Source organism: Paenibacillus sp. UNC217MF, from assembly GCF_000686865.1.
Classification (GTDB): Bacteria; Bacillota; Bacilli; order Paenibacillales; family Paenibacillaceae; genus Paenibacillus_B; species Paenibacillus_B suaedae.
The window spans coordinates 76,228-100,957 of the sequence record NZ_JMLT01000003.1 but is presented as its reverse complement, the minus strand read 5'-3'; the positions used below and the strand labels follow the sequence as shown (position 1 = coordinate 100,957).

The 24,730-nt window shown below is 46.7% G+C and carries 21 protein-coding genes and 1 pseudogene; all 22 read left to right on the top strand.

Annotated elements, in window-relative coordinates; all coding sequences use genetic code 11:
* Positions 1-78 precede the first annotated feature (78 nt).
* The 22 genes and pseudogenes from dapG to BP95_RS0100400 all read left to right on the top strand — a co-directional run bounded on the left by dapG (position 79) and on the right by BP95_RS0100400 (position 24,535).
* A complete protein-coding gene (gene dapG, locus BP95_RS0100505) occupies positions 79-1,296 on the top strand; it encodes an aspartate kinase (protein ID WP_021256498.1) in 1,218 nt (405 codons plus the stop codon).
* 59 nt (positions 1,297-1,355) lie between these two features.
* Entirely contained in the window at positions 1,356-2,231 is an 876-nt protein-coding gene (dapA, locus tag BP95_RS0100500) for a 4-hydroxy-tetrahydrodipicolinate synthase (protein ID WP_021256497.1), read from the top strand.
* Positions 2,232-2,462: 231 nt separating this feature from the next.
* The gene (locus BP95_RS0100495) at positions 2,463-4,139 is read left to right on the top strand and encodes a ribonuclease J (protein WP_021256496.1); all 1,677 of its coding nucleotides are present in this window, start codon (positions 2,463-2,465) and stop codon (positions 4,137-4,139) included.
* A 175-nt stretch (positions 4,140-4,314) separates the two neighbouring features.
* Positions 4,315-5,025 (top strand): annotated as a pseudogene (locus BP95_RS0100490) (ClpP family protease); the annotation flags it as partial.
* 251 nt (positions 5,026-5,276) lie between these two features.
* Entirely contained in the window at positions 5,277-5,486 is a 210-nt protein-coding gene (locus BP95_RS0100485; RefSeq protein ID WP_021256494.1) for a YlzJ-like family protein, read from the top strand.
* Between the two features lie 171 nt (positions 5,487-5,657).
* Positions 5,658-8,414, top strand: a complete 2,757-nt coding sequence (locus BP95_RS0100480; RefSeq protein WP_028531185.1) for an FtsK/SpoIIIE family DNA translocase — start codon at positions 5,658-5,660, stop codon at positions 8,412-8,414.
* Positions 8,415-8,556: 142 nt separating this feature from the next.
* A complete protein-coding gene (gene sleB / locus BP95_RS0100475; protein ID WP_021256492.1) occupies positions 8,557-9,312 on the top strand; it encodes a spore cortex-lytic enzyme in 756 nt (251 codons plus the stop codon).
* Between the two features lie 244 nt (positions 9,313-9,556).
* Entirely contained in the window at positions 9,557-10,837 is a 1,281-nt protein-coding gene (gene yfmF / locus BP95_RS0100470; protein ID WP_028531184.1) for an EF-P 5-aminopentanol modification-associated protein YfmF, read from the top strand.
* Positions 10,838-10,840: 3 nt separating this feature from the next.
* Positions 10,841-12,121 carry an EF-P 5-aminopentanol modification-associated protein YfmH gene (gene yfmH / locus BP95_RS0100465; RefSeq protein WP_021256490.1) on the top strand — a complete coding sequence of 427 codons (1,281 nt, stop codon included), beginning with the start codon at positions 10,841-10,843 and terminating at the stop codon, positions 12,119-12,121.
* An 80-nt stretch (positions 12,122-12,201) separates the two neighbouring features.
* Entirely contained in the window at positions 12,202-12,948 is a 747-nt protein-coding gene (ymfI, locus tag BP95_RS0100460) for an elongation factor P 5-aminopentanone reductase (protein WP_021256489.1), read from the top strand.
* A gap of 93 nt (positions 12,949-13,041) precedes the next feature.
* A complete protein-coding gene (locus BP95_RS0100455; protein ID WP_021256488.1) occupies positions 13,042-13,296 on the top strand; it encodes a DUF3243 domain-containing protein in 255 nt (84 codons plus the stop codon).
* 241 nt (positions 13,297-13,537) lie between these two features.
* Complete coding sequence (locus tag BP95_RS0100450; RefSeq protein ID WP_021262411.1) at positions 13,538-14,302, top strand: DUF3388 domain-containing protein; 765 nt, start codon at positions 13,538-13,540, stop codon at positions 14,300-14,302.
* Positions 14,303-14,352: 50 nt separating this feature from the next.
* Complete coding sequence (locus tag BP95_RS0100445; protein WP_021262410.1) at positions 14,353-15,318, top strand: helix-turn-helix domain-containing protein; 966 nt, start codon at positions 14,353-14,355, stop codon at positions 15,316-15,318.
* A gap of 134 nt (positions 15,319-15,452) precedes the next feature.
* Positions 15,453-15,617 (top strand): hypothetical protein, encoded by a 165-nt coding sequence (locus BP95_RS33430; RefSeq protein ID WP_021256485.1) that lies wholly within the window; start codon positions 15,453-15,455, stop codon positions 15,615-15,617.
* Positions 15,618-15,743: 126 nt separating this feature from the next.
* The gene (locus BP95_RS0100435) at positions 15,744-16,235 is read left to right on the top strand and encodes a YajQ family cyclic di-GMP-binding protein (protein WP_028531182.1); all 492 of its coding nucleotides are present in this window, start codon (positions 15,744-15,746) and stop codon (positions 16,233-16,235) included.
* Between the two features lie 157 nt (positions 16,236-16,392).
* Positions 16,393-17,721: a 30S ribosomal protein S12 methylthiotransferase RimO gene (rimO, locus tag BP95_RS0100430; protein WP_021262408.1), complete on the top strand. Its 1,329-nt coding sequence runs from the start codon at positions 16,393-16,395 to the stop codon at positions 17,719-17,721.
* Positions 17,718-18,299 carry a CDP-diacylglycerol--glycerol-3-phosphate 3-phosphatidyltransferase gene (gene pgsA, locus BP95_RS0100425; protein WP_021262407.1) on the top strand — a complete coding sequence of 194 codons (582 nt, stop codon included), beginning with the start codon at positions 17,718-17,720 and terminating at the stop codon, positions 18,297-18,299. Before rimO ends, pgsA begins: the two co-directional genes overlap by 4 nt.
* Before the next feature lie 127 nt (positions 18,300-18,426).
* The gene (locus tag BP95_RS0100420) at positions 18,427-19,695 is read left to right on the top strand and encodes a competence/damage-inducible protein A (protein WP_028531181.1); all 1,269 of its coding nucleotides are present in this window, start codon (positions 18,427-18,429) and stop codon (positions 19,693-19,695) included.
* Positions 19,696-19,947: 252 nt separating this feature from the next.
* Positions 19,948-21,006, top strand: a complete 1,059-nt coding sequence (gene recA / locus BP95_RS0100415) for a recombinase RecA (protein WP_028531180.1) — start codon at positions 19,948-19,950, stop codon at positions 21,004-21,006.
* Between the two features lie 70 nt (positions 21,007-21,076).
* Positions 21,077-21,757 carry a regulatory protein RecX gene (locus BP95_RS0100410; RefSeq protein ID WP_028531179.1) on the top strand — a complete coding sequence of 227 codons (681 nt, stop codon included), beginning with the start codon at positions 21,077-21,079 and terminating at the stop codon, positions 21,755-21,757.
* Between the two features lie 302 nt (positions 21,758-22,059).
* A complete protein-coding gene (rny, locus tag BP95_RS0100405) occupies positions 22,060-23,607 on the top strand; it encodes a ribonuclease Y (RefSeq protein ID WP_021256478.1) in 1,548 nt (515 codons plus the stop codon).
* A gap of 133 nt (positions 23,608-23,740) precedes the next feature.
* Positions 23,741-24,535, top strand: a complete 795-nt coding sequence (locus tag BP95_RS0100400) for a TIGR00282 family metallophosphoesterase (RefSeq protein ID WP_021256477.1) — start codon at positions 23,741-23,743, stop codon at positions 24,533-24,535.
* Positions 24,536-24,730 lie beyond the last annotated feature (195 nt).

Here is a 24,730-nt window from a genome sequence, read left to right as displayed (position 1 = left end):
TTGGTCACTGCGTGATTCGTTGAATAGCCTTATATTTCGTTCTGGCAGTCAGTGTTCATTAGTTGGGGGAAATAATACATGCGAATATTAGTACAAAAATTTGGTGGAACTTCCTTGTCTACACCCGAAGCCAGAGAAAGAGTCATACACCATATCCGTCGGGAACTGGCGCAGGGTTACCAATTAGCTGTGGTTGTATCAGCAATGGGAAGACGAGGAGAGCCATATGCAACCGATACATTACTTGATTGGGCCGGTCAGAACGGGGACAGTTTGCCAGCACGTGAGAAGGATATGCTATTGTGCTGCGGCGAGATTATCTCGGCTACAACCCTGTGCAGCTTGTTGAACAGTGAGGGGATTACATCTACTGTGCTAACAGGTGCTCAAGCTGGTTTCAAGACAGATAGCCACTTCAATAATGCCCGTATTCTGGATGTTACTCCGGATCGGGTCGTTGATGCGTGGAAAGATGTACAGGTTGTAATTGTAACAGGATTCCAAGGCCAAACAGAAACAGGTGACTTTACGACTCTTGGCCGTGGTGGCAGTGATACATCTGCAACAGCATTGGGTGCGGCGCTGCACGCAGAAATTGTCGATATTTATACGGATGTTAACGGCATCCTAACGGCAGATCCTCGACTGGTAGAGGACGCGAAGCCGCTTACGATCGTTAGTTATGCAGAAATATGCAACATGGCACATCACGGCGCCAAAGTTATTCATCCGCGCGCGGTGGAAATTGCGATGCAAGCGCAGGTGCCTGTTCGCGTTCGTTCTACATTCAGCGATGAAGAAGGAACGCTCGTTACGAATCCGGAAGGGTTCCGAGATATGCAGCCTGACATCGTTGATCGCTTTGTAACGGGAATTGCCTACGTCGGCAATGTAACGCAAATCACGGTGGAATCGCGCGAAGGCGTATATGATTTGCAATTAAAAGTGTTCAAGGCAATGGCACAAAATCAAATTAGCGTTGATTTTATTAATGTAACCCCTTCTGGTGCGGTTTATACAGTATTTGATAGCGATGCGCCGCGGGCACTGCATGTGCTCAAAGAGATGGGATTCGAGCCAAAATCGTTATCGGGTTGTGCGAAAGTATCTGTAATCGGTGGAGGCATCAATGGGGTGCCAGGTATTATGGCACACATCGTAGAAGCCTTGACAGAGCAAGAAATTCAGATTCTTCAATCCGCCGACTCCAATACAACGATTTGGGTTCTTGTACGCAAGGAAGATATGGTTCGGGCTTTGCGAGCGCTGCATGCGAAGTTCCATCTGAATCGATAGCACGCAGCGCTAGGGATGTCCGGGTCTTGTGCATATTGTCGCAGGAGGAGGAGCCTTTAGTGGATTTTGGTAGATTAATTACGGCGATGGTGACGCCGTTCAATGAACATAATGAGGTAAACTGGTCTGAGTTCGAGCGTTTGCTGAATGCTTTGATTGAAGAACAGAAGAGCGACAGTATCGTTGTGTGTGGGACGACAGGGGAATCTCCTACATTGACAGACGACGAAAAGATTGCGCTATTCCGTTTTGCAGCTCAGAAGGCAAATGGACGTGCACGCATTATTGCTGGTACAGGTAGCAATAATACAGCTCATTCCATTCATTTGACGAAGGCAGCAGAGGAAGCGGGCGTTGATGGCATCCTCCTTGTCGCTCCTTACTATAATCGTCCGACACAAGAAGGCATGTATCGACATTTTGAGGCCATTGCGAACTCTACCTCTTTGCCAATCATGCTGTACAACGTTCCAGGACGGACTGCATCGAGCATTTCTGTCGAGACGACGCTACGTTTGGCTGAACTGCCAAATGTAGTTGCTACGAAGGAGTGTGCTGGTCTTGAGCAAACATCGCAGATCGTTGCTGGTGCACCCGCTTCTTTTAGAGTGTATAGCGGTGAGGATTCTATGACATTGCCTACTTTGGCCGTTGGTGCGTATGGGATTGTCAGCGTTGCTAGCCATCTCGTAGGTGCACAGATGAAAGCGATGATTGAACATTATCTGGCTGGTCAACATGAAGAAGCAGCCAGACTGCATCTCGAACTGTTCCCCGTATTTAAGGGAATATTCTTATGCCCGAATCCAGTTGGAGTGAAGTATGCTCTCCAGTTAGCTGGTTTCGAGGTAGGGAGCGTCCGTTTGCCGCTTGTTGAGGCAACTTCGGATGAGGCTGCAGCGATCCGTGAGCTTGTTCAATCCATTAAGAAATAATAGGAAAATAGAACTTTTACAATGTGCATAATAGCGCACTTACGAAGCCGATGCTGAGAACCAGCATCGGTTTTGTGTTTTTCGGCAACAATAGGAGGACAAATCGCCGACTTGTGTTTTTTACTTTTGTTCATGTATAATGGATATCAAGTGACTGGGTGCGGTATATTTTTCAAAAGAAGGATGTTCATTGGTACGACGGCCAATTGAATATAGGAGGTTAAGATCCAATTGTCGAAGAAAAACAACGTTGATAAATTGTCCATCTTCGCATTGGGCGGCGTAGGTGAAATCGGAAAAAATATGTACGTCGTCCAATACGGTAACGATATCGTCGTCGTAGACGCAGGGTTGAAGTTCCCGGAAGAAGACATGCTCGGAATAGATATTGTCATCCCGGATATTTCATACCTCACGGAGAATCGAGATAAAGTAAGAGCAATCTTGATTACGCACGGACATGAAGATCATATTGGCGGGTTGCCATATGTACTGAAGCATTTGAACGTTCCAGTATACGGAACAAGATTAACGCTCGGATTGATTGAGAGCAAATTGCGGGAAGCGAATTTGCTAGGTGAAACAAAGCGAATTCTAATTACAGCTGACTCGGAAATTCAGCTCGGAGCTATTCGTGCAAGCTTTTTCAAGACGAACCACTCCATCCCGGATTCGGTTGGTGTATGTCTTGATACACCCGAAGGATGCGTCGTTCATACAGGAGACTTTAAGTTTGACCATACGCCGGTCAACGGTCAGTATGCTGACCTGCAGCGTATGGCGGAAATTGGCCAGAGAGGAGTTCTTGCACTGCTGTCCGACAGTACGAATGCAGAACGCCCAGGCTTTACACCATCAGAAAGTAGTGTGGGTGTCGTTCTGGAAGATATCTTCCGGAAGGCAGAGCAGCGTGTAGTTGTTGCGACATTCGCTTCAAATATTCACCGTATTCAACAAGTCATTGATGCAGCATATGCAACAAACCGTAAATTAACAGTCATTGGTCGGAGCATGGTGAACGTCGTCACGATCGCTTCCGAACTTGGCTACTTGAACATACCTGATGGAATGCTGATCGAACCTGAAGAAGTGAACAAGATGGCTGCTGACCGGGTAGTAATCCTGTCCACAGGCTCCCAAGGCGAGCCGATGTCAGCCTTGACGCGCATGGCGCGTTCTACGCACCGCAAGGTTGATATTCTGCCAGGTGATACCGTAGTTATCGCAGCTACACCAATTCCAGGAAACGAAAAATACGTAGGTAGAACTGTCGATGAATTGTGCCGACTAGGCGCACATGTCATCTATGGCGGATCGAAGACTGGCGTCCATGTATCTGGTCACGGCAGTCAAGAAGAATTGAAACTGATGTTGAATCTGATGAGACCGAAGTACTTTATTCCGATTCACGGTGAATACCGTATGTTGCGCAACCACGCTGATTTGGCGGAAGCAGTCGGAATTGAGCGCGAGAATATCTTCATTACAGATATCGGTGATACTGTTGAAATTACAAATGGTGTTGCACGTCGTGGCTCTAAGGTTCAATCCGGTTATGTACTTATCGATGGTCTTGGTGTCGGCGATGTCGGCAATATCGTATTGCGCGATCGGAAGCTGCTTTCCCAAGACGGAATTTTGGTTGTTGTTGTTACACTCAGCAAGCAGGAAGGTACGATTTTGTCAGGACCAGACATCATCTCTCGCGGATTTGTCTATGTTCGGGAATCGGAAGGACTGCTTGATGAAGCGAACCGCATCGTCACTTCAACACTGCATAAGCTAATGAATGAAAATGTGAACGAATGGGCATCACTGAAGACGAATGTGAAGGATGCGCTTGGACGTTTCTTATACGAGCAAACGCGCCGTCGTCCAATGATTTTGCCAATCATTATGGAAGTATAGAACGAAGTGAGCGAGAATCCCAGTCACCAGTCATTCTCGCTCACGAACGTTATCAGCCGCCGTTCCTGCCGTAAGGTAGGGACGGCGGCTTTTTGCGTTCCCGCTGCTGTATAAAACATCGCAGGGTGAAGCATGCTATGACGGCATTGTACCGGTCAATTGGAGGTAATGGAACATGATGAACGAACAGCCTTTAGATCCACAGGGACAGCCGCAGCAGCTACCCAAGGGTCCGCCAACGGTAGAAACGATCCAACAGCTGGGGACGGCATCGATTCCGTCAACTGGTGAGTCAAATATTTATTGCTTGAATATCATCGGTCAGATTGAGGGGCATATCGTATTGCCTCCACAGAACAAGACAACGAAATACGAACATGTCATTCCTCAGCTTATCGCAGTGGAGCAAAATCATAAAATTGAGGGTGTACTTATCGTATTGAACACGGTTGGTGGCGATGTAGAGGCAGGTCTGGCTATCGCAGAGATGATATCCTCCCTGTCCAAGCCGTCGGTGACCTTGGTACTTGGAGGAGGGCACAGTATAGGAGTGCCGATTGCTGTGTCTGCCAATGTGAGTGTAATCGCGGAGACAGCGACGATGACGATTCATCCGATTCGATTAACAGGTCTTGTCATTGGCGTTCCGCAAACCTTTGAGTACTTAGAGAAAATGCAGGAACGTGTCGTTCGCTTCGTTAAAGCTCATTCGAATATTTCGGAACACAAATTCAAGGACTTAATGTTCACAACTGGCGAGCTGACCCGCGACATTGGGACGACGGTAATCGGACAGGATGCTGTCAAGCATGGCCTAATTGATGAAGTCGGCGGAATTGGTACTGCATTGGAGCATTTGAATCGCTTGATTGAAGAGAAGCGTGCAGAGAGATGTTCGAAGGAGGGGCACCATGATCAAGGCCATCATAATCAAGGTCATCATGAGCACGTCCAGCATGAACAAGCACAACATAATCAAGGCCATCATGAGCATGCCCAGCATGGAGCACATTCGAATCATTGTGAACATCAGGCCAACACGTCTGAGCAGCCAATGCTATTAGGTGGACAGTGTGGGACTAATCCGCAGCATACTGGTACACAGGCAATGTATGTGCCAGCAAAGGAGCGAGGATAATGCTGCACACAATTATTCCGATGGAGCAAGTGCTGCAAGGGATTGACAAGGAGCCGTCTTTTTTCGAAATGCAGTGGCAGGGACGCACCTTGCTTGTACAGCAGGTTGACAATACGACGGTTCGTATCGAACGATTGCTGAAAGACACAAGTATGCATGATTTTCTGGATCCGGGGTTTTCACCCGGTACGATTATTCCTCTACGCTAAGTGTTATCTTGTGCGATGTGAGGTCACGTGATCCACACTGATCCATATTTCTCATTTAGACAGATCCTACCCGGCTCTGTCTTTTTTATTTTTCTCAATTCCCTTGTTATGGAATGGTCATAGGAAGAACGGTTGTTCTGTGTTATAATAAGGGATGGAGGTGACGGCATTTTGGCCCGTAAGAAGAAGAAAAAGCAATCCTTCAGCAAGAGCCTGAAATACGAAATTTATGGCATATTGCTGATTACCTGTTCCGTCATTGCGCTGGCTGGCGGGGCGGCGTTCGGGCGCTCCTTATCTAAAATATCAGGCTTGCTGCTTGGTAAATGGTACTTTTTCATACCGCTCGTGTTCATATATATTGGATTGTCGGTAATGATTAAACGCCAGTGGCCTTCAGGCTGGAACTCCCGCAAGAGCGGCATCATGGTCATTATTCTTGCTTTGACGATGATAAGTACCGTGCACGCGGTAGAACAACGTATTTTGCCAACTGCAACGGATGAAGTAAGTGCTGGATACATATTGAAAGACATACATAATGCTTTGAACTTAGAACTCGTGCAAGCAACCGATACAGGCACGGCTGGAACGATGCTGCAGAAAGACATTAGCGGCGGATATATAGGTGCAATTCTTTATTGTACCTTATTTGTATTATTTGGTGCATTAGGAACAAAACTGCTCACCATCGTCATGCTCTTCATTGGTTTCATGCTGGCTACACAGCTTTCCTATGTTGAGCTTGTGAGGCTGATTCGCACCCAATTGAAGAAATTCGCGGCTGTCATGAAGAAGAAGCGCAAAGCGCGTATCAATGAGCGCAAACGAATGGAAAACAAGCAGCGTAAATCGGCGAAGAAGGACGCAGACGACGATTACATGCTCGATGATGCGCTTGATGATGAAGAAGATGATGAGAATTTACAAGGCCGCACACCTGTATTTATGCAGATATTCGGCAAAATCAGTGAGGCAAGCAAGAAGCGATTCCTCGCCACCAAAGAAGATGATGAAGAATACAATGAAGGTTCTGCTGTATATACAAGCAAGCCGCACGCAGCTAGATTAAATGAAGAGCACACTATACAGCCAGAGGCTGGAGCCGCTGCAATGAATACGGTAAGCAAAGCTTCGAAGCTGAACGCACTCCTTGCTCGTATTGAACAGGATGACGAACAATCCCATGCTCCATTGTTCCGTGATTTTACAGCAACTGCGGACGTCGATCATATTGATAATTCGGATTCCCAAGAGGATGTAGCAATCAGTGGATTTACCAAGCCGCACACTTCTCCTATTGATGAGGCAGCAGACGACATTGAAGATGATTGGAACAATGAGAACCAAGCTAAGTCGAAAGACATGAAGCACGGGCAGATTGAGCATAACCATGCGGATGAGCTTACAGGTGATGAGGGTGATATCCATCTGGAGACAGATGGATTGCTCAGTGACGGTGAAGGCTCAGGGCAGGCAGTCGTTGTCCAAAAGCCGCCTCCGAAGCCGTACAAGATGCCTCCATTCAACCTGCTTGCGAAGCAGCAGGGAAATGGGAAGGGCGGCGATCAAGCCGACTTCATGCAGACAGCTCGCAAGCTGGAAGCTACGCTCGAGAGCTTCGGCGTTCGAGCGAAGGTACTAGAGGTCGTTCGAGGGCCGGCAGTTACCCGCTATGAAATCCAACCTGACATTGGGGTTAAGGTTAGCCGCATTGTCAGCCTGTCTGATGATATCGCACTTGCCTTAGCAGCGAAGGACATTCGGATGGAAGCGCCCATACCAGGGAAATCCGCGATTGGGATCGAGGTTCCGAACAATGAAGTATCAATCGTTACGATGCGAGAGGTCATGGAGACACCAACTTTCATTGATGCTCCGTCACGGTTGTCCATTACATTAGGCCGTGATATTGCCGGGACGCCGATTGTAGGCAACCTTGCTCGAATGCCTCATTTGCTCGTTGCAGGTGCTACAGGTTCGGGGAAATCGGTATGTATCAACGGGATTATTACGAGTATCTTGTATAAGGCGAAGCCGGATGAAGTGAAGTTCCTCATGGTCGACCCGAAAATGGTAGAACTGAATGTATACAATGGCATCCCGCATCTTCTTGCGCCAGTCGTTACTGATCCAAGACGCGCTTCGCTTGCTTTGAAGAAAATCGTTGTTGAAATGGAAAAGCGTTATGAGTTGTTCTCCAAATCGGCGACTCGGAATATTGAAGGGTATAACAAGCTGGTTGCAGATGAGCCAGACAAGGTACTTCCTTATATCGTCATTATTGTCGATGAGCTCGCGGACTTGATGATGGTCGCTGCCAATGATGTAGAGGATTCAATATGCCGATTAGCTCAAATGGCGCGTGCAGCTGGTATCCATCTGATTATTGCCACCCAGCGCCCATCGGTTGACGTTATTACCGGGGTTATTAAAGCTAATATTCCGTCTCGTATCGCGTTCGGTGTATCGTCCCAGGTGGATTCACGAACGATTCTGGATATGGCAGGCGCCGAGAAGCTGCTCGGACGTGGGGACATGCTATTCCTACCGATGGGCTCATCCAAGCCGATTCGTGTGCAGGGCGCATTCCTGTCCGACCAAGAGGTCGAGGCAGTCGTTGGGTTCGTAAGCGGTCAAGCGCAGGCGGAATACAACGAAGAGCTGGTGCCGGAAATCGATGAGAGTGGACATGCTTCTGATGAACCGGTCGATGAGTTGTATGATCAAGCGATTCAAATCGTGCTCGAAGCGCAGCAAGCCTCGGCATCGCTACTGCAGCGCCGGATGCGCATCGGATATAACCGCGCCAGTCGTCTGATTGATCATATGCATATGCAGGGCTTGATTGGCGCGCATGAGGGCAGTAAGCCGCGTGAAGTGCTGATCACATTGGAACAATATCAACAAAGCAAAATTTCATCCTAAATAGGATACAGAAAGAGAGCGCCCTGCGCTCTCTTTTGCTTATGCAGTAGGTGTTGGCTGTAAGTGCATAGATCTCTATCCGTTATCTCATAATAATGTTGCCAATCCTGTTAAATTCACAAGAGAGAGGTAGACGTTAGGCATGAGAAAACGGATGATTTGGATCACGATATGTATTGTATTCATGCTAATTGGAGCGTTCCAGTACAAGCATATGGGCAAGACGGAAGCCACATTTAGCAATGCAACACTGCAGCAAGGCTCCCAAGGCCAAGATGTGAAGGAGTTACAAGGTCGATTGAAATTCCTTGGTTACTATGATGGCAAGACAGATGGAATCTTTGGTCCCGCGACGAAGAATGCAGTGACATGGTTCCAATGGAAGTTCGGAATGAAGTCAGACGGAATCGTTGGATCCAAAACCAAAGAAATGCTAGTAAAAGCTACAAAAAATTGGAAGCCTGAAACTTCGGGAGGAACGGCACCTAACAAGCCATCTGGCTCAACAAATAATAATGTTAGCGGCTCCAACAATTTAGGGTTGTCGGAGAATGATTTAAAATTTATGGCCAATGCCGTGTATGGCGAAGCGCGCGGTGAGCCTTATGAGGGACAAGTAGCTGTAGCTGCGGTAATATTGAACCGTGTGAAGTCGCCAAGCTTTCCGAAGACAGCGTATGGCGTAATTTTTCAACCAGGGGCATTTACTGCAGTAGCGGATGGACAGATTTGGCTGGAACCGAACGAGAATGCCAAACGAGCAGTGAAGGACGCCATTAATGGCTGGGATCCTTCTGGTGGCTGTCTGTACTATTTCAACCCTGAGACGGCAACTTCGAAGTGGATTTGGACTCGACCTCAAGTCAAAACAATCGGCAAACATATCTTCTGTATGTAATCAAGTGACCGAAGCGACGGTTGAGATGAGACGGTACGGGATGCTACATACAGAAGCGGGATGAAGAAGCAATGGCGTTCAGTCCATTTGCTTCTTTGTTTCCATTTCGGTATGTTAGGGATGTTGAACGATTGATCATATGTGTACGGAAGCGAGAAGGTATACATTGGATTATCACTGAATATAACATGCAACATGGTTGCAATTCACCGTGACAATCACGGAAGAAATGGGGTTAGATATGGTGAGCAAACCGACATTTGAACGGGGAAAGGTTAAAGGCATGCGTGTTCATGTTATGCCGACAAAGCGCTTCAAAACGTTCGCCATCTCTGTGTATGTGGGCATTCCTCTTCAAGAGGATACCGTAACGAGTACGGCACTTACGCCTTTTGTATTACGGAGAGGGACGGCTTCTTATCCAGAGACGATTCGGTTCCGCGAGCGACTTGATGAGCTGTATGGAGCGGGCTTCGGCTTCGATGTGTTCAAGCGAGCAGATTATCAAATTATCCAGTTCCGCATGGACGTTATTAATGATGCATTTGTAAATTCATCTGAGTCTTTGCTTGCCCAAGCATTTCAGTTTTTGGGTGAAGCCATTACAGCACCAGTTATGGACAATGGAACATTGCGCAATAAGTATGTAGAAGAAGAGAAGCAGACAGTGCGTCAGCGGATTGAATCTATTGTCAACGATAAAATTCGCTACGCAGCAGAACGCTGTGTGGAAGAAATGTGCAAGAATGAACCGTATCGACTGCATGCGCTTGGTAATCGGGACGATCTGGATGGAATTGATGCAGCGACCTTAACCGATAAGTATCGCTGGCTGCTTGAGCATGCGGCGATTGATGTATATGTTGTTGGAGATACGTCCTATGAAGAAGTAGAACGCTGTGTCGAGGCTTCATTCCGTATCGATCGAAACGTGGAGACACCATATGCACGTTCTATTCCAGTACCACGTATTGGTGAACCGAACACCGTCATTGAACGTTTGGAGGTTAGCCAGGGCAAAATGAATATGGGGCTTCGATCTACGATTACGTATGCGGACGATGCTTATCCTGCCGTGCTTATGTACAATGGCATATTAGGCGGTTACCCGCATTCAAAGCTGTTTATAAATGTACGGGAGAAAAACAGCCTTGCATACTATGCAGCTTCTCGCTTTGAAGGCCACAAGGGTATTTGTACCATTCAGTCAGGTATTGAGTTCGAGAACTTCGACAGAGCCCGTCAAATTATTATCGAGCAGCTGGATGCGATGAAGGCTGGGCAGCTGCAATCGCTTGAAATTAGCCAGACGAAGGCCATGATTGCGAATCAATTGCGGGAGATTGATGATTCTTCGTTTGAGATGATTGGCTTTGATTTCAATCGAGTGTTATCGGGAAGAGAGCGCACAACATCCCAGCTCATTGATGAGGTAGAGCATATTGAAGCTGCACATATTCAAGAAGTCGCGCAGACCTTCCACTTGGATACCATTTATTTCTTGCGCAATAAGGAGGAGGCTTAATCGATGGAACAACGTCAATACTCCAATTTGCAAGAAACTATATATTATGAGCGGATGGACAATGGTCTAGATGTGTATGTGCTGCCAAAAGCGGGATTCCAGAAAACATACGCAACATTCTCTACAAAATATGGCTCCATCGACAATCACTTTCAAGTAGAAGGACAAGAAGAGGTTCAAGTCCCCGATGGGATTGCCCATTTTTTAGAACATAAAATGTTCGAAGAGCCAGAAGGGGATATATTCGCGAAGTTCGCTGAACAGGGGGCATCTGCGAATGCCTTCACTTCATTTGATCGTACGGTCTATTTGTTCTCTTCCACTTCACACATTGAAGAGAGCCTGCAGACATTGATTGATTTCGTGCAGAGACCTTATTTTACAGATGAAAATGTAGAAAAAGAAAAAGGCATTATCGGCCAAGAGATTAACATGTATCGCGACAATGCAGCGTGGCGAGTGTACTTCGGCCTCATTGAGGCAATGTACCACATCCATCCTGTACATATCGACATAGCAGGCACAATCGAATCGATTGGAACCATTACGAAGGAGACGCTCTATACGTGCTACCATACCTTCTATCATCCTTCCAATATGCTGCTGTTCGTTGTAGGCGGTGTTGATCCGAATGGCATCTTCGAACTTGTGCGGAGCAATCAAGCGGCCAAATCATTCGAGCCACAGGGCGACATTCGCCGGATCTTTGAAGAGGAGCCTGTAGAGGTTAAGGAAGCAAGACGTGTGGCGAAGCTGCCCGTTTCTCTGCCGCGTTGTCTATTTGGCTGCAAGGAACCGCGTCCGGGCTTAGAGGGCAGAGCGCTTTTGGAATACGAAGTGACAACCCGCCTCATGCTGGACTTGATGATGGGCAGTAGTTCGCAGTTGTATCAGACCCTGTATGAGGAGGGTTTGACGACAGATTCTTTTGGCAGCGAATATACCTGCAGTCCGGACTATGCATTCTCCATTATCGGCGGTGAATCAAAAGACCCTGATGGCCTAGTGAAGCGGGTGCAGGAGCTAATTGATGAACGCAAGGCGTCGGGCTTTGAGCAGGCAGCATTTGAGCGTATTCGCAACAAAGCGATTGGCTCATACTTGCGCATGCTTAATTCACCTGAAGCAATTGCCAATGAATTTACGAAGTATAAGTTCCGTGATACCGATTTATTTGATATACTTTCGGTATACGAGACGCTAACGTTAGAACAAGTTCATCAACGGTTGAAAGATCATTTTGATTGGAATCGGCTGGCAGTATCTATTGTCGAACAACCGTAACATACGAAGGCGTGCCTATCAATAGGTGCGTCTTCTTTTTTTATCTAAAGAGAATACTTGTCCATAGGGGGAGAACATGTATGAAAGCATTGTCAGATACTTCTGTTCTTATTACCGGAGCAAGCCGAGGAATTGGAGCTGCGATTGCGGAGCGCTTCGCCCAAGTCGGCATGAAAATTGTTATTCATTATTTGCATTCACATGAAGCAGCAAATGAGGTGGCCCGTAAATGCATCAATCACGGGGCGCAAGTAATGACGATTTCAGCTGATCTTAGAGATATGGAACAGCTAGATCGAATGAAGGACAAGCTTGATGAACTGGGGTTTACACCCGACATCTTGGTTAACAATGCTGGGGTTGCCTATTACGGATTGTTCACGGATGTGACAGAACAAGAATGGACGGACTGCATGGATATCAATCTGAAGGGGATGTTTATGTGCACCCAGCGGTTCGCTCCTTACATGATTACGCAGAAGTACGGTCGAATCATCAACGTATCTTCAATTTGGGGAATCACTGGAGCATCTTGTGAAGTCATGTATTCGATGGCCAAAGGCGGGGTTAATGCGTTTACAAAAGCATTGGCCAAAGAGCTGGCTCCTTCTGGTGTAACCGTAAATGCAGTAGCTCCAGGGGTAGTGGATACCGATATGGTGAAGCATCTGGATAAACAAGAGCGAATGGCATTGCAAGAAGATATTCCGTTAGGACGGCTTGGAACCCCTGAAGAAATAGCCTCCCTTATTTACTATTTGGCATTGCCGGAATCCGGTTATATTACAGGACAGATTATTAGTCCCAACGGTGGATGGCAGATGTAAGCGATCTGTTTGCAGACAGAACGTATAATTCCGGCGGCAGAGGCACATATTACGACTGATGAATTCACACTAGGCCACAAGGAGGGCGTTCTCATGTCATCAGTACTTGAAAACTTCGACTCGTGGAAAAAGTTTCTTGGTGAGCGTGTCAAGCAAGCAAAAGGGCTAGGCATGTCTGAAGAAACGATTTCCAAGCTTGCTTTTGAGATCGGATCATTTCTGGAAGAAAAGGTTGATCCTAAAAATGCAGAAGAAAGTGCATTGAGGGAGTTATGGAATGTAGGCTCTGATGAAGAGCGGCAAACGATTGCTCGTTTGATGGTAAAATTGGCTGATCAAAACGGGTAATTCGTCATTTTGTCCATATATCAAAAGAAAGGAAGTTCTGGTACGAACTTTCTTTCTTTTCATACCCATAACCACGCGCAAACGACATGAATACATGCTCAAAACCTGCTATAATGGTACTTAATCGGAGAAAATAAGAAAGTATTGCGTTTTTTCTCGTTTTTTAGCTATACTCCGGTGGAATTTGTGTCCCATGTATTGTAGAATGGAAAACGGCGGATAACCGTGGATGAGGTGTGTCATGGAGTACAAACAGTGGTATATGGAATATAAGATACATAAGAACCGACCTGGTCTTCTTGGAGACATTGCTTCGCTGCTTGGTATGCTAGAAGTGAATATCTTGACGATTAATGGTGTGGAAGACAAGACAAGAGGAATGCTTCTACAAACGGATGATGATGAGAAGATCGAAATTATGGGGCAGATGCTGAAAAAGGTTGACAATATTACAGTGTCCGCACTACGGCAGCCTAAGTTGGTTGATATTCTGGCTGTACGCCATGGCAGATATATTGAACGCGATTCTGATGATCGGAAGACATTCCGCTTTACAAGGGATGAGCTTGGACTGCTGGTTGATTTTCTGGGTGAAATATTCAAGCGTGATGGGCATCAGGTGATCGGACTTCGAGGAATGCCGCGGGTTGGCAAGACAGAGTCCATCATTGCTGGAAGTGTGTGTGCGATGAAGCGCTGGACGTTTGTATCTTCGACGCTGCTCAGGCAGACCGTACGCAGCCAAATGTCGGATGAAGAATTGAATCCTAACAATATTTTTATTATCGATGGCATTGTCAGCACGATTCGTTCAAATGAGAAGCATGCTGTATTGCTAGATGAAATTATCAACATGCCATCCACGAAGGTTATAGAGCATCCAGACATATTTGTTCAAGAAACCGGCTATAGTTATGATTTCTTCGATTATATTATTGAATTGCGCAATAACCCGGATGAGGAAATTACGTATGAATCGTTTACGATAAATTATAATGAAATTTAACATAAAGCAGTACGCAAGTGCAGCTTGGATTAAGGACAGGAGGTGAAGTTGTGTCAGAATTAGGGCAATTATTGAAAAAAGCAAGAGTAGAGAAAAATCTCTCTCTGGATGATGTGCAAGAAGCAACGAAGATACGTAAACGTTACTTGGAAGCGATTGAAGAAGGGGACTATAAGGTTCTGCCGGGTTCGTTCTATGTACGTGCTTTCGTGAAGACGTATGCAGAGACGGTAGGCTTGAATCCTGATGAAGTATTGCAGTATTACCGCAACGACATCCCAACGCCGGAACCAGAGCCAACAATTGAACCGCTAATGCGTACGAAGAAACGTAGTGTACAAGCGCCGTCTGATCGATTCGGACGCTGGGCATCGACACTGCTTCTATGGGCATTCATCATTCTTATTGGTGTCATAGTATATTTCTTCGTCGTGATGAAAGTGAATCCGAGCACAACGGATAACACTTCTGATGATACGAATATTACAGAGACACAAAATCCATCTACAGGCTCAAATGGAGCGGCGAATGGCGACAAAGCAGGACAAAACAATGCCGGTGGAGCGGTTCAGCAGCCGGTTAAGCCTACTACGCCTGAACCTCCGAAACAGGAGCAGAAGCCAATCATCGTGTTGGAATCCTCCAAGCGTTCTGAGGATGTGTACAACGTATCGGCTCCAGCAAACACGCCAGTGAAGGTTGAAATTAAAGCGGCAGGAGACAGAAGCTGGCTGGCTGTTCATGAGAAGAACAGCAGCGGGAAGAAGCTTCATTATGCAACATTGGAGAAGGATCAGACCGTTACGTTCGATATGACCGAACAAGGCATGTTCATTCGCGCAGGCTACGCCAAAGCAATTGAAGTAACAGTTGCCGGCGAAGCATTGACGAAATCCGATAACGAAGGCTCCAAAAATATTCGTCTGCAGTGGGTATCTTATGAGGAAGCTCAGAAGCTGCAAACGGAGAAGCAAGGTCAAGCCTCAACGAACAATGCGAACCAAGGCTCACGTTAAGCTAGCGGCCTTTCCCTTAGGTACTTGGTGTGAATTGCATCATGATACATGACATATTCACTTTGTGAGAGGAGACAATAATAGCTGCGGCGATCATTGTTATTCTCCAATAAAATAAAGTGAGGTGTCGAGCGATGGCAACCAGTTGGATCGTTACCGGAGCAGGTATTGTGGTCAGCTTGTTAGGGTATTACTTGACGCCAAGTGTTTGGGGGTACGGTGTGTTAGGCTTCGGACTGGCTCATATTTTGCTGGGTATTATTGATATGTTCCGAGCGCCAGCACGTGTCCGTTTTTAGACAATCGCATGCTACAGAGGCATTCTTTTGCAGGCTTAGGTCTGTGTAAGAATGCCTTTGTGTATATACATAACTATGAACATACAAAGGGTTTGATTTGACAGCAGTATTGTGAAGGGGGAGCTAATGATGGCGGACAGTTCATTTGATATTGTATCCAAGTTGGATCTACAGGAAATGAATAACGCGATTACACAAGCAATGAAGGAGATCGAATCTCGATACGATTTCAAGGGGAGCAAAAGTAAAATTACACTTGAGAAGGATGAAGTGATAATTGTTTCGGATGACGAGTACAAACTGAAAAATGTCATTGATATTTTGCAGTCCAAAATGGCCAAGCGCGGCGTAGCCATTAAAAATATGGAGTTCGGCAAAATTGAACCTGCAGCTTCTGCTGCGGTGCGGCAGCGAGCGAAATGCAAACAAGGAATCGATCAGGATGTATCGAAGAAAATTAACATTATGATCCGTGATTCGAAGCTAAAAGTAAAGAGTCAGATCCAAGGTGATCAGATTCGGGTTACTGGAAAAAGTAAAAATGATTTGCAAGCTGTTATGACGCTGTTACGAGGTGCAAATCTGCCACTAGATCTACAGTTTACGAATTATCGGTAAACGACAGCCCATCATCACTAAGCTGCAAGAGGGAAGGATGCTGGGCTCTTTTTGTTTTTTTGACTCCAAAGTCATGCCTGTATTATACTTGATGAGGTACATAGACATACGGATGTGAAAATACTCCAATAGGAGTCTGCCTTATGGGGGATGTAAAATGACAGAAAAGATTAAAATCGTAACGTTGGGCTGCGACAAAAACTTGGTTGATTCCGAGATTATGTCCGGCTTAATTTATGAGCGTGGATATGAACTGGTGGAAAACGAAGAAGAAGCAACGGTAATCATCGTCAACACATGTGGATTCATTGATGCTGCTAAGGAAGAATCGGTTAATACGATCTTAAGACTAGCAGATTTGAAGGAAACTGCTGACTTGAAGGCACTTATTGTATCTGGATGCTTAACGCAGCGATACAAGGAGCAGCTGCTTGATGAAATGCCGGAGATTGACGGTATCGTTGGTACCGGTGATTTTGACAAAATCAATGATATTGTTGATGAAGCCCTGCAAGGAAGCAGGCCAATTCGTGTAGGCAATCCCGTATTCGATTATGATCGCATCCTTCCACGCAAAGTGGCGACTCCGCGCTATACGGCATATGTCAAAATAGCCGAAGGCTGCGACAATAACTGCACATTTTGCAGTATACCAATCATGAGAGGTAAGTTCCGCAGCCGTACAATGGAATCGATTCTTGCTGAGGTAGCTCAGCTTGCAGGACAAGGGGTCAAGGAGATTAGCCTAATTGCCCAAGATTCCACGAATTATGGTGTGGATTTATACGACGGTTTCAAGCTGCCGGAGTTAATGAATAAAGTAAGCGAAATTCCGGGTGTGGAATGGGTTCGTCTGCACTATGCATACCCTGGATTTTTTACTGAGGAGCTTATGGATGCGATTGCGAGCAATCCGAAGATTTGCAAGTATATCGACATGCCATTGCAGCATAGCGAAGATAGCATTTTGAAGCGTATGAGACGTCCTGGTCGCCAGCGTGATTCACGAGAGCTGGTGAACAAAATCCGTGAACGAATCCCTGGTGTAGCGCTGCGTACGTCTATTATCGTAGGGTTCCCTGGAGAAACGGACGAAGACTTTGACAGACTATGCGACTTCATCAGGGAGATGAAGTTCGATCGGCTTGGCGTATTTACCTATTCTTCCGAAGAGGACACGCCTGCAACGAGGCTGCCAGACCATGTGCCTGATGATGTTAAGGAATGGCGTGCGAATACCCTTATGGAAATTCAACGCCAAGTATCAAAAGAAGTAAGTGAAAAGCGTATTGGTGATATTTTGGAAGTCCTTGTTGAGCGTTACGATGGCCGCAATGATGTGTTCATCGGCCGCTCGCAATTCGACGCCCCTGAAATTGACGGGGAAGTATTTATTTCCGGCCAGCCATTGAGTATTGGGGAAATTGCCAAGGTAAGAATTACTCATGCGCTTGAATTTGACTTAGCCGGGGAGGGTCTCGCGTGAATCTGGCGAACAAGATAACGTTAGTCCGTATTTTTCTTGTGCCAATAATGATGTTCTTCCTATTGGTGAACTTTGATTATTTGCCTGCGATTGAACTAGAGGGTTTCTCGATTACTTACAACCAGATTATTGCGGCCTTGATCTTCATTATTGCTGCAAGTACCGATGGATTGGATGGTTATATCGCCCGTAAACGCAAAATGGTTACAAATTTAGGCAAGCTGCTTGATCCACTTGCAGACAAGCTGCTCGTAGCGGCGGTACTTATCTCACTAGTTGAGATGCAAAAATGTGATGCGTGGATTGCGGTTGTTATTATTAGCCGTGAATTTGCGGTTACTGGCCTAAGGCAAGTTGCCTTGCTCGAAGGAACTGTTGTTGCTGCAAGCAAGTGGGGGAAATGGAAAACAGCAACCCAAATTACGGCGATTGCAGCGATGCTGCTGAACAATTTCCCATTTGCGTTCGTTCATTTCCGGTTTGACATCTTGTCGACTTGGGTCGCAGCGTTAATTACCGTATACTCGGGAATTGACTACTTTGTAAAAAATAAAAATGTGCTTCACCTTTCGGATTGATAACGGAAGCTGATAGGTCAATAGGTGCTTTTTCCATAGTTCCGGCTCTCCGGGCAGGAAGAGGCACCTATTCGCATGTATAGACTTGTAAAATGCTTGATAACGACTTATAGGGATGGTGGTTGGCATGAAAGCAGAGATCATTGCAGTTGGGACAGAACTGCTGCTGGGACAAATCGTCAATACGAATGCGCAATATATTTCGCAGCGACTGGCAGTGGTTGGTGTAGATGTGTTCTATCATACGGTTGTTGGGGATAATGCAGTGCGGATTCGACAATGTATTGAAACGGCATGCAAGCGTTCCGATCTGCTTATCTTCACGGGTGGTCTAGGACCGACGATGGATGATCTGACGAAGGATGTGCTCGCGGAGATGTTGGGCCGCAAGATGACCTATGATGAGCCCGCAATGGTCAAAATGACAGAGATGTTTGCGGGGCGCGGCATACATATGGTCGAAAGCAATAAGCGTCAGGCGAATGTGATAGACGGTGCTGATGTACTGAAGAACTCGACTGGGCTTGCTGTAGGAAATGCCCTGCGGCATGATGGTACTACATATGTACTGCTTCCTGGACCACCTCGTGAAATGAAGCCGATGCTCGATAATGAGGCGATTCCTTGGTTGAAGAGCCAGCAACTCATTGATCAGTCTTCCTTATATACACGGATGTTGAAGTTCGCAGGCATAGGTGAATCTGGATTGGAAAATACTCTTCTTGATCTCATTGAACAGCAGACGGACACAACGATTGCCACCTATGCTAAGGAAGGCGAGGTTCTCGTTCGCTTAGCCGTTAAAGGAACAGATCAGCACGAGGCAGATGTGAAGCTTGATCAGGTTGAACAGGAAATTCACAACCGACTGGGGATGCATTTGTATGCTGCCAAGGATGTATCTTTACCAGAGGTGTTGGTGGAGCAGTTATCGCTGCTTGGCATGACCTTGTCCGCAGCTGAGAGCTGCACGGGCGGGATGTTTGCAGACATGATCACAGCTGTTCCGGGAAGCTCTCAAGTGTTTGCCGGCGGGGCGGTAACCTATTCGAATGAGATGAAAGAGCGCATTCTAGGCGTGCCTCATGAACTGCTCGAGGGTGAAAATGCGCCTGGTGCGGTCAGCGAGCCAACAGCCAAGGCAATGGCTGAAGGGATGCGTGATATTGCAGATACAGACTTCACTGTTGCCATAACAGGCGTAGCAGGACCAGCTCACTCCGAGCGGAAGCCTGTAGGACTCGTTTATATTGCAATTGCGGAGAAGGGCAAGGAAATCGTAGTGGAAGAGCTTCGCTTGAACGGAGATCGAGAAGGAATCCGCCGCCGTACTGTATATGCTATTATGTATCGATTGTGGAGAAGGCTGCAGGATCGAACTGTACATATCCATTAACAAATGTTGACAAATGTAGTGGTGGAGGATACAATCGAATCATAAGATACGGAAGAACCGTAACGAAGTGTATATACACGCTTTGTTGCGGTTTTTTTTGTTGGTGCACCAGATGTTGGTATGTGGATAATATGTAAATAAAAGTAATAAACGTTCGTGAAAAACGAATGTATGTTCGAAAAAATGCTTGGCAAACTGAATAAAACACGTTATGATGTATATATCAAACGAATCAGTGAAGGAAGTGAGTTTGTGTCAGATCGTCGCGCTGCGTTAGAAATGGCTTTGCGTCAAATTGAGAAACAATTCGGTAAAGGTTCGATCATGAAACTTGGCGAATCCAATCACATGCAAGTGGAGATTGTGCCAAGTGGATCGCTTGCATTAGATATAGCTCTAGGAATCGGTGGTTTGCCGAGAGGTCGTATTATTGAAGTATATGGACCGGAATCTTCCGGTAAGACAACGGTTGCACTTCATGCGATCGCAGAAGTACAGAAGACAGGTGGACAAGCTGCATTTATTGATGCGGAGCACGCATTGGATCCAGCATATGCGAACAAGCTTGGCGTTAATATCGATGAGCTCCTGTTATCCCAACCGGACACAGGGGAGCAGGCGCTTGAAATCGCGGAAGCATTGGTACGAAGTGGTGCAGTAGACATTATCGTTATTGACTCTGTTGCTGCACTTGTGCCGAAAGCAGAGATTGAAGGCGAGATGGGTGATTCCCATGTCGGCCTGCAAGCACGTCTAATGTCGCAGGCTTTGCGTAAATTGTCTGGTGCAATCAGCAAGTCGAAGACGATTGCGATCTTCATTAACCAGCTTCGCGAGAAGGTTGGCGTTATGTTCGGTAACCCTGAGACGACTCCTGGTGGCCGTGCCTTGAAGTTCTATTCCAGCGTTCGTCTTGATGTGCGTCGTGTTGAGACCATTAAGCAAGGTACGGACATGATTGGTAACCGCACTCGGATTAAGGTCGTTAAGAATAAGGTTGCGCCTCCATTCAAACAGGCGGACATCGATATTATGTATGGTGAAGGTATTTCTCGTGAGGGAAGCATCGTCGATATTGGTACAGAGATGGATATCGTGCAGAAGAGCGGTGCATGGTACTCCTTCGAAGGAGAGCGTCTGGGTCAAGGCCGCGAGAATGCCAAGCAATTCTTGAAGGAACATTCGGAGATTGCCCTTACAATCGAAAATCAAATTCGTGCAGCAAGCAATCTGACTACAACAATCCCTGATAAGGGTGTCAGTGAAGATGACGATGATGCACTTGAATTGGAATTAGGTGACGACGAATAATTTGTTGTTAGCTCAAGCACCTTCGCGTTAAGCGAAGGTGCTTCTATGTATTTGTATGGAGGAGAGTCGTTTGAAGGATAGCGAACGCATCGTAACGATTACTCGTGTAGAGCGAATCGAGAGGCAGGCAGGCCGTTATAAGATTCATTTCGATGGAGCGGAACCGCTAGAAGTGCATGAAGATGTGATGGTAAAGTTTCGGTTATTGAAAGGTACTGAGTTGTCTCTGGACTCGCTCACGGAGATATTGCGCGCAGACGAAGGGAATAAGGCCTACGTGCAGGCGATCAAGTATTTGCAACGCAAACCACGTACTCGCATTGAACTCGCCCGTAAGCTAGCTCAGAAGGGCTATGAGGATGGGATAGTGCAAGAGGTGCTTGATCGTCTGGAACGAGAGTGGCTTGTCGATGATAAATCATATGCGATGCAATGGACGCATCAGCGCTTGAATCGACATATGAAGGGGCGGCGATGGATTCAGCATGAGCTGAAGCAGAAAGGAGTCCAAGAGCGGCATATTGAGACAGCTCTTCATTCGATAGACCCAGATGAAGAGTGGGACAGTGCATTGACCGCAGCTCGCAAAAAATGGCGGCAGACAAAGGGAGAACTGCATCTGCGCAAGCAGAAGGTCGCCGCATTCCTTGCACGTAGAGGCTATCCAATGGATATGGCTAGGCGCGCAGCTTACACTGCAGCAGATGAGCGCAGTGAAGAAGAGGAAGTTTCCCACGACATCGAGGAATAATAAAATGACCACTCACGTCATTTGCTTGACAATATCTTTTCTTGAATAATAAAATGAACATGTATCTTTATTTTCACGAGATCAATCTCCTCTTCCAGAGATTGATTTCTAATGATTCATTTCGCCAATTTACTGATTTCCGATTGTCGCCTCAAGGCGACGCCCGTGTATGCGCAAGGCATACACATAAGCTGGCGTATTCGCGCCAGTCCATTGAGTTAATTAATGAATAGGGAAACTTGAAAACCACAAATGTAACCTGTCCCAAGCAGTGCTTGGAGGAACCAACGGGAGGTGAGGCAATGAACGTTCAACTTTGGCTCGCGATCGTTCTCGTTGTGGCCGCATTGTTCTTGGGGTTTGGAATCGGATACCTGATTCGCAAATCGCTTGCCGAAGCGAAGATAACGAGTGCTGAACACGCCGCGGAACAAATTATGGATGGCGCACGCAAGGAAGCTGAAGCACTGAAGAAAGAAACGGTGTTGGAAGCAAAAGACGAAATCCATAAGCTTCGTAATGAAGCGGAGAAGGACATCCGCGAACGACGGAACGAAGTTCAACGACTCGAAAGACGCTTATTGCAAAAAGAAGAGTCGTTGGATAAAAAGTTAGAAGCGCTGGAACGTAAAGAAGAACAAGTAGCTGCTAAAGAGAGACGAATCGAAGAAACACAAGAACAGGTCGATCAAATTTGTCAGCAGCAAGTTACAGAATTGGAACGCATTTCGAATCTGACGATGGAAGATGCGCGTACAATTATTTTGACGAATGTAGAGCAAGAAGTGCGTCATGAAACGGCACAAATGATTAAAGAAATCGAGCAGCAGGCTCGTGAGGAATCGGACAAGCGCTCTCGTGAGATTATTACGATGGCTATCCAACGTTGCGCTGCAGATCATGTCGCAGAAACGACGGTATCCGTTGTTGCATTGCCGAACGAAGAGATGAAGGGCCGCATCATCGGACGCGAAGGACGCAATATCCGCGCGCTCGAGACATTGACAGGAATCGATCTCATCATTGACGATACACCTGAAGCGGTTATTCTGTCCGGATTCGACCCGATTCGCCGTGAAATTGCAAGAACATCTCTTGAGAAGCTCGTTGCGGATGGACGTATTCATCCAGCACGCATCGAGGAGATGGTGGAGAAATCGCGCAAGGAAGTGGACGAGCGTATTCGCGAATACGGAGAACAAGCTACGTTCGAAGTCGGTGTACACGGATTGCATCCTGATTTGATCAAAATATTGGGACGTTTGAAGTTCCGTACAAGCTACGGACAAAACGTACTGAAGCATTCTATGGAAGTGGCTTATCTTGCTGGTTTGATGGCAGGAGAGCTCGGAGTGGATGTAACGTTAGCCAAACGTGCCGGGCTGTTGCATGACATCGGAAAAGCGTTGGATCATGAAGTTGAAGGATCTCACGTCGAAATTGGCGTAGAGTTGGCGAAGAAGTATAAAGAACATCCTGTAGTCATTAACAGTATCGCATCCCACCATGGCGATTGTGAAGCAACATCCGTTATCGCTATGCTGGTCGCTGCGGCTGATGCCTTGTCAGCAGCTAGACCGGGAGCTCGTAGGGAAACGCTTGAAACATACATCAAACGACTTGAAAAACTGGAAGAGATTTCGGAGTCGTTCGAGGGCGTTGAGAAATCATACGCGATTCAAGCGGGACGTGAGGTTCGCGTAATGGTACAGCCGGATAAGATTGATGATGCGGAAGCGTATCGCCTCGCTCGCGAGATTACGAAGACAATTGAGGGCGAATTGGATTATCCGGGGCATATTAAAGTTACGGTCATTCGCGAAACCCGAGCGGTTGAATATGCGAAGTAAGATGCACATATAGGATTTGGAGAAGTGGCCTTATTAGGCCACTTCTCCCTTTTAGGAGATATAAAGCGGCCTCTGCGATCGATCGTACCGATCAGGCTCGAATAGAGGTTGCTGCAAGGAGGACTCAGGCTAGATGAAAGTAATGTTTATCGGTGATATCGTCGGAAATACAGGACGTAAGGCTTTGAAGCAGCTTCTTCCGTCGCTCAAGCAAAAGCATAACCCACATATTATCATTGCGAATGCTGAAAATGCAGCAGGAGGCAGAGGCGTTACGGCGGCCATTGTCAAGGAATTCGCTGATTTAGGCGTGCATGGTTTTACGATGGGTAACCATACGTGGGACAACAAGGATATATTCGAATGGATTGACGACGAGAAGCGCATGATTCGCCCTGCGAACTTCCCGCCAGGAACACCAGGTCAAGGCCATGCGGTCATTAAGGCCAACGGCAAGGAACTGGTGATTGTCAACGTGCAAGGGCGTACATTCCTGCCGGCGATTGATTGCCCTTTCCGCAAGACAGATGAGATCCTTGAGTCACTTGGCAAGAAGCCGCGTGCCATTCTTGTTGACTTCCACGCTGAGGCTACATCGGAGAAAATCGCGATGGGATGGCATCTGGATGGCCGTGCATCACTCGTTGTAGGAACGCACACGCATGTTCAGACGAATGATGATACAATCCTGCCAGGTGGAACGGCATACTTAACAGATGTCGGCATGGTTGGATCCAAGGAAGGCGTACTAGGCATGGAACGGGAAGCTGTACTGCGCAAGTTTAAGACACAGCTGCCTGTCCGCTTCGTCGTTGACGAAGGGAAATGGCAGTTCCATGGACTTGTCGTCGAGATCGATGAGACAACCGGCAAGGCAGTTAAGCTTGAGAAGATCCGCGTCCGCGAAGACGACTGGATCATGGAATAGGAATACGAAAGCGTAGCGAGGTGAGTGCGTTGGCACTGGGCCTCGCTTTTTTTATGCACAGAATCTGTTTCATTAGGAGGATGCCTCAGGTTCATCGTGAGGAAGTGAAGGAATCTGCATTGTGAAGGAATTTTTAGGACTTTCACGAATATGTTTTAATAATGGAGTCTAACCTTAACAATCCCGAGGAGGTAC

Coding starts and splice junctions, on each gene's coding strand:
- dapG (WP_021256498.1), top strand. CDS start 79: ATGCGAATATTAGTACAAAAATTTGGTGGAACTTCCTTGTCTACACCC.
- BP95_RS0100485 (WP_021256494.1), top strand. CDS start 5,277: ATGCTGCACACAATTATTCCGATGGAGCAAGTGCTGCAAGGGATTGAC.
- sleB (WP_021256492.1), top strand. CDS start 8,557: ATGAGAAAACGGATGATTTGGATCACGATATGTATTGTATTCATGCTA.
- yfmH (WP_021256490.1), top strand. CDS start 10,841: ATGGAACAACGTCAATACTCCAATTTGCAAGAAACTATATATTATGAG.
- ymfI (WP_021256489.1), top strand. CDS start 12,202: ATGAAAGCATTGTCAGATACTTCTGTTCTTATTACCGGAGCAAGCCGA.
- BP95_RS0100455 (WP_021256488.1), top strand. CDS start 13,042: ATGTCATCAGTACTTGAAAACTTCGACTCGTGGAAAAAGTTTCTTGGT.
- BP95_RS0100450 (WP_021262411.1), top strand. CDS start 13,538: ATGGAGTACAAACAGTGGTATATGGAATATAAGATACATAAGAACCGA.
- BP95_RS33430 (WP_021256485.1), top strand. CDS start 15,453: ATGGCAACCAGTTGGATCGTTACCGGAGCAGGTATTGTGGTCAGCTTG.
- BP95_RS0100435 (WP_028531182.1), top strand. CDS start 15,744: ATGATGGCGGACAGTTCATTTGATATTGTATCCAAGTTGGATCTACAG.
- rimO (WP_021262408.1), top strand. CDS start 16,393: ATGACAGAAAAGATTAAAATCGTAACGTTGGGCTGCGACAAAAACTTG.
- BP95_RS0100420 (WP_028531181.1), top strand. CDS start 18,427: ATGAAAGCAGAGATCATTGCAGTTGGGACAGAACTGCTGCTGGGACAA.
- rny (WP_021256478.1), top strand. CDS start 22,060: ATGAACGTTCAACTTTGGCTCGCGATCGTTCTCGTTGTGGCCGCATTG.
- BP95_RS0100400 (WP_021256477.1), top strand. CDS start 23,741: ATGAAAGTAATGTTTATCGGTGATATCGTCGGAAATACAGGACGTAAG.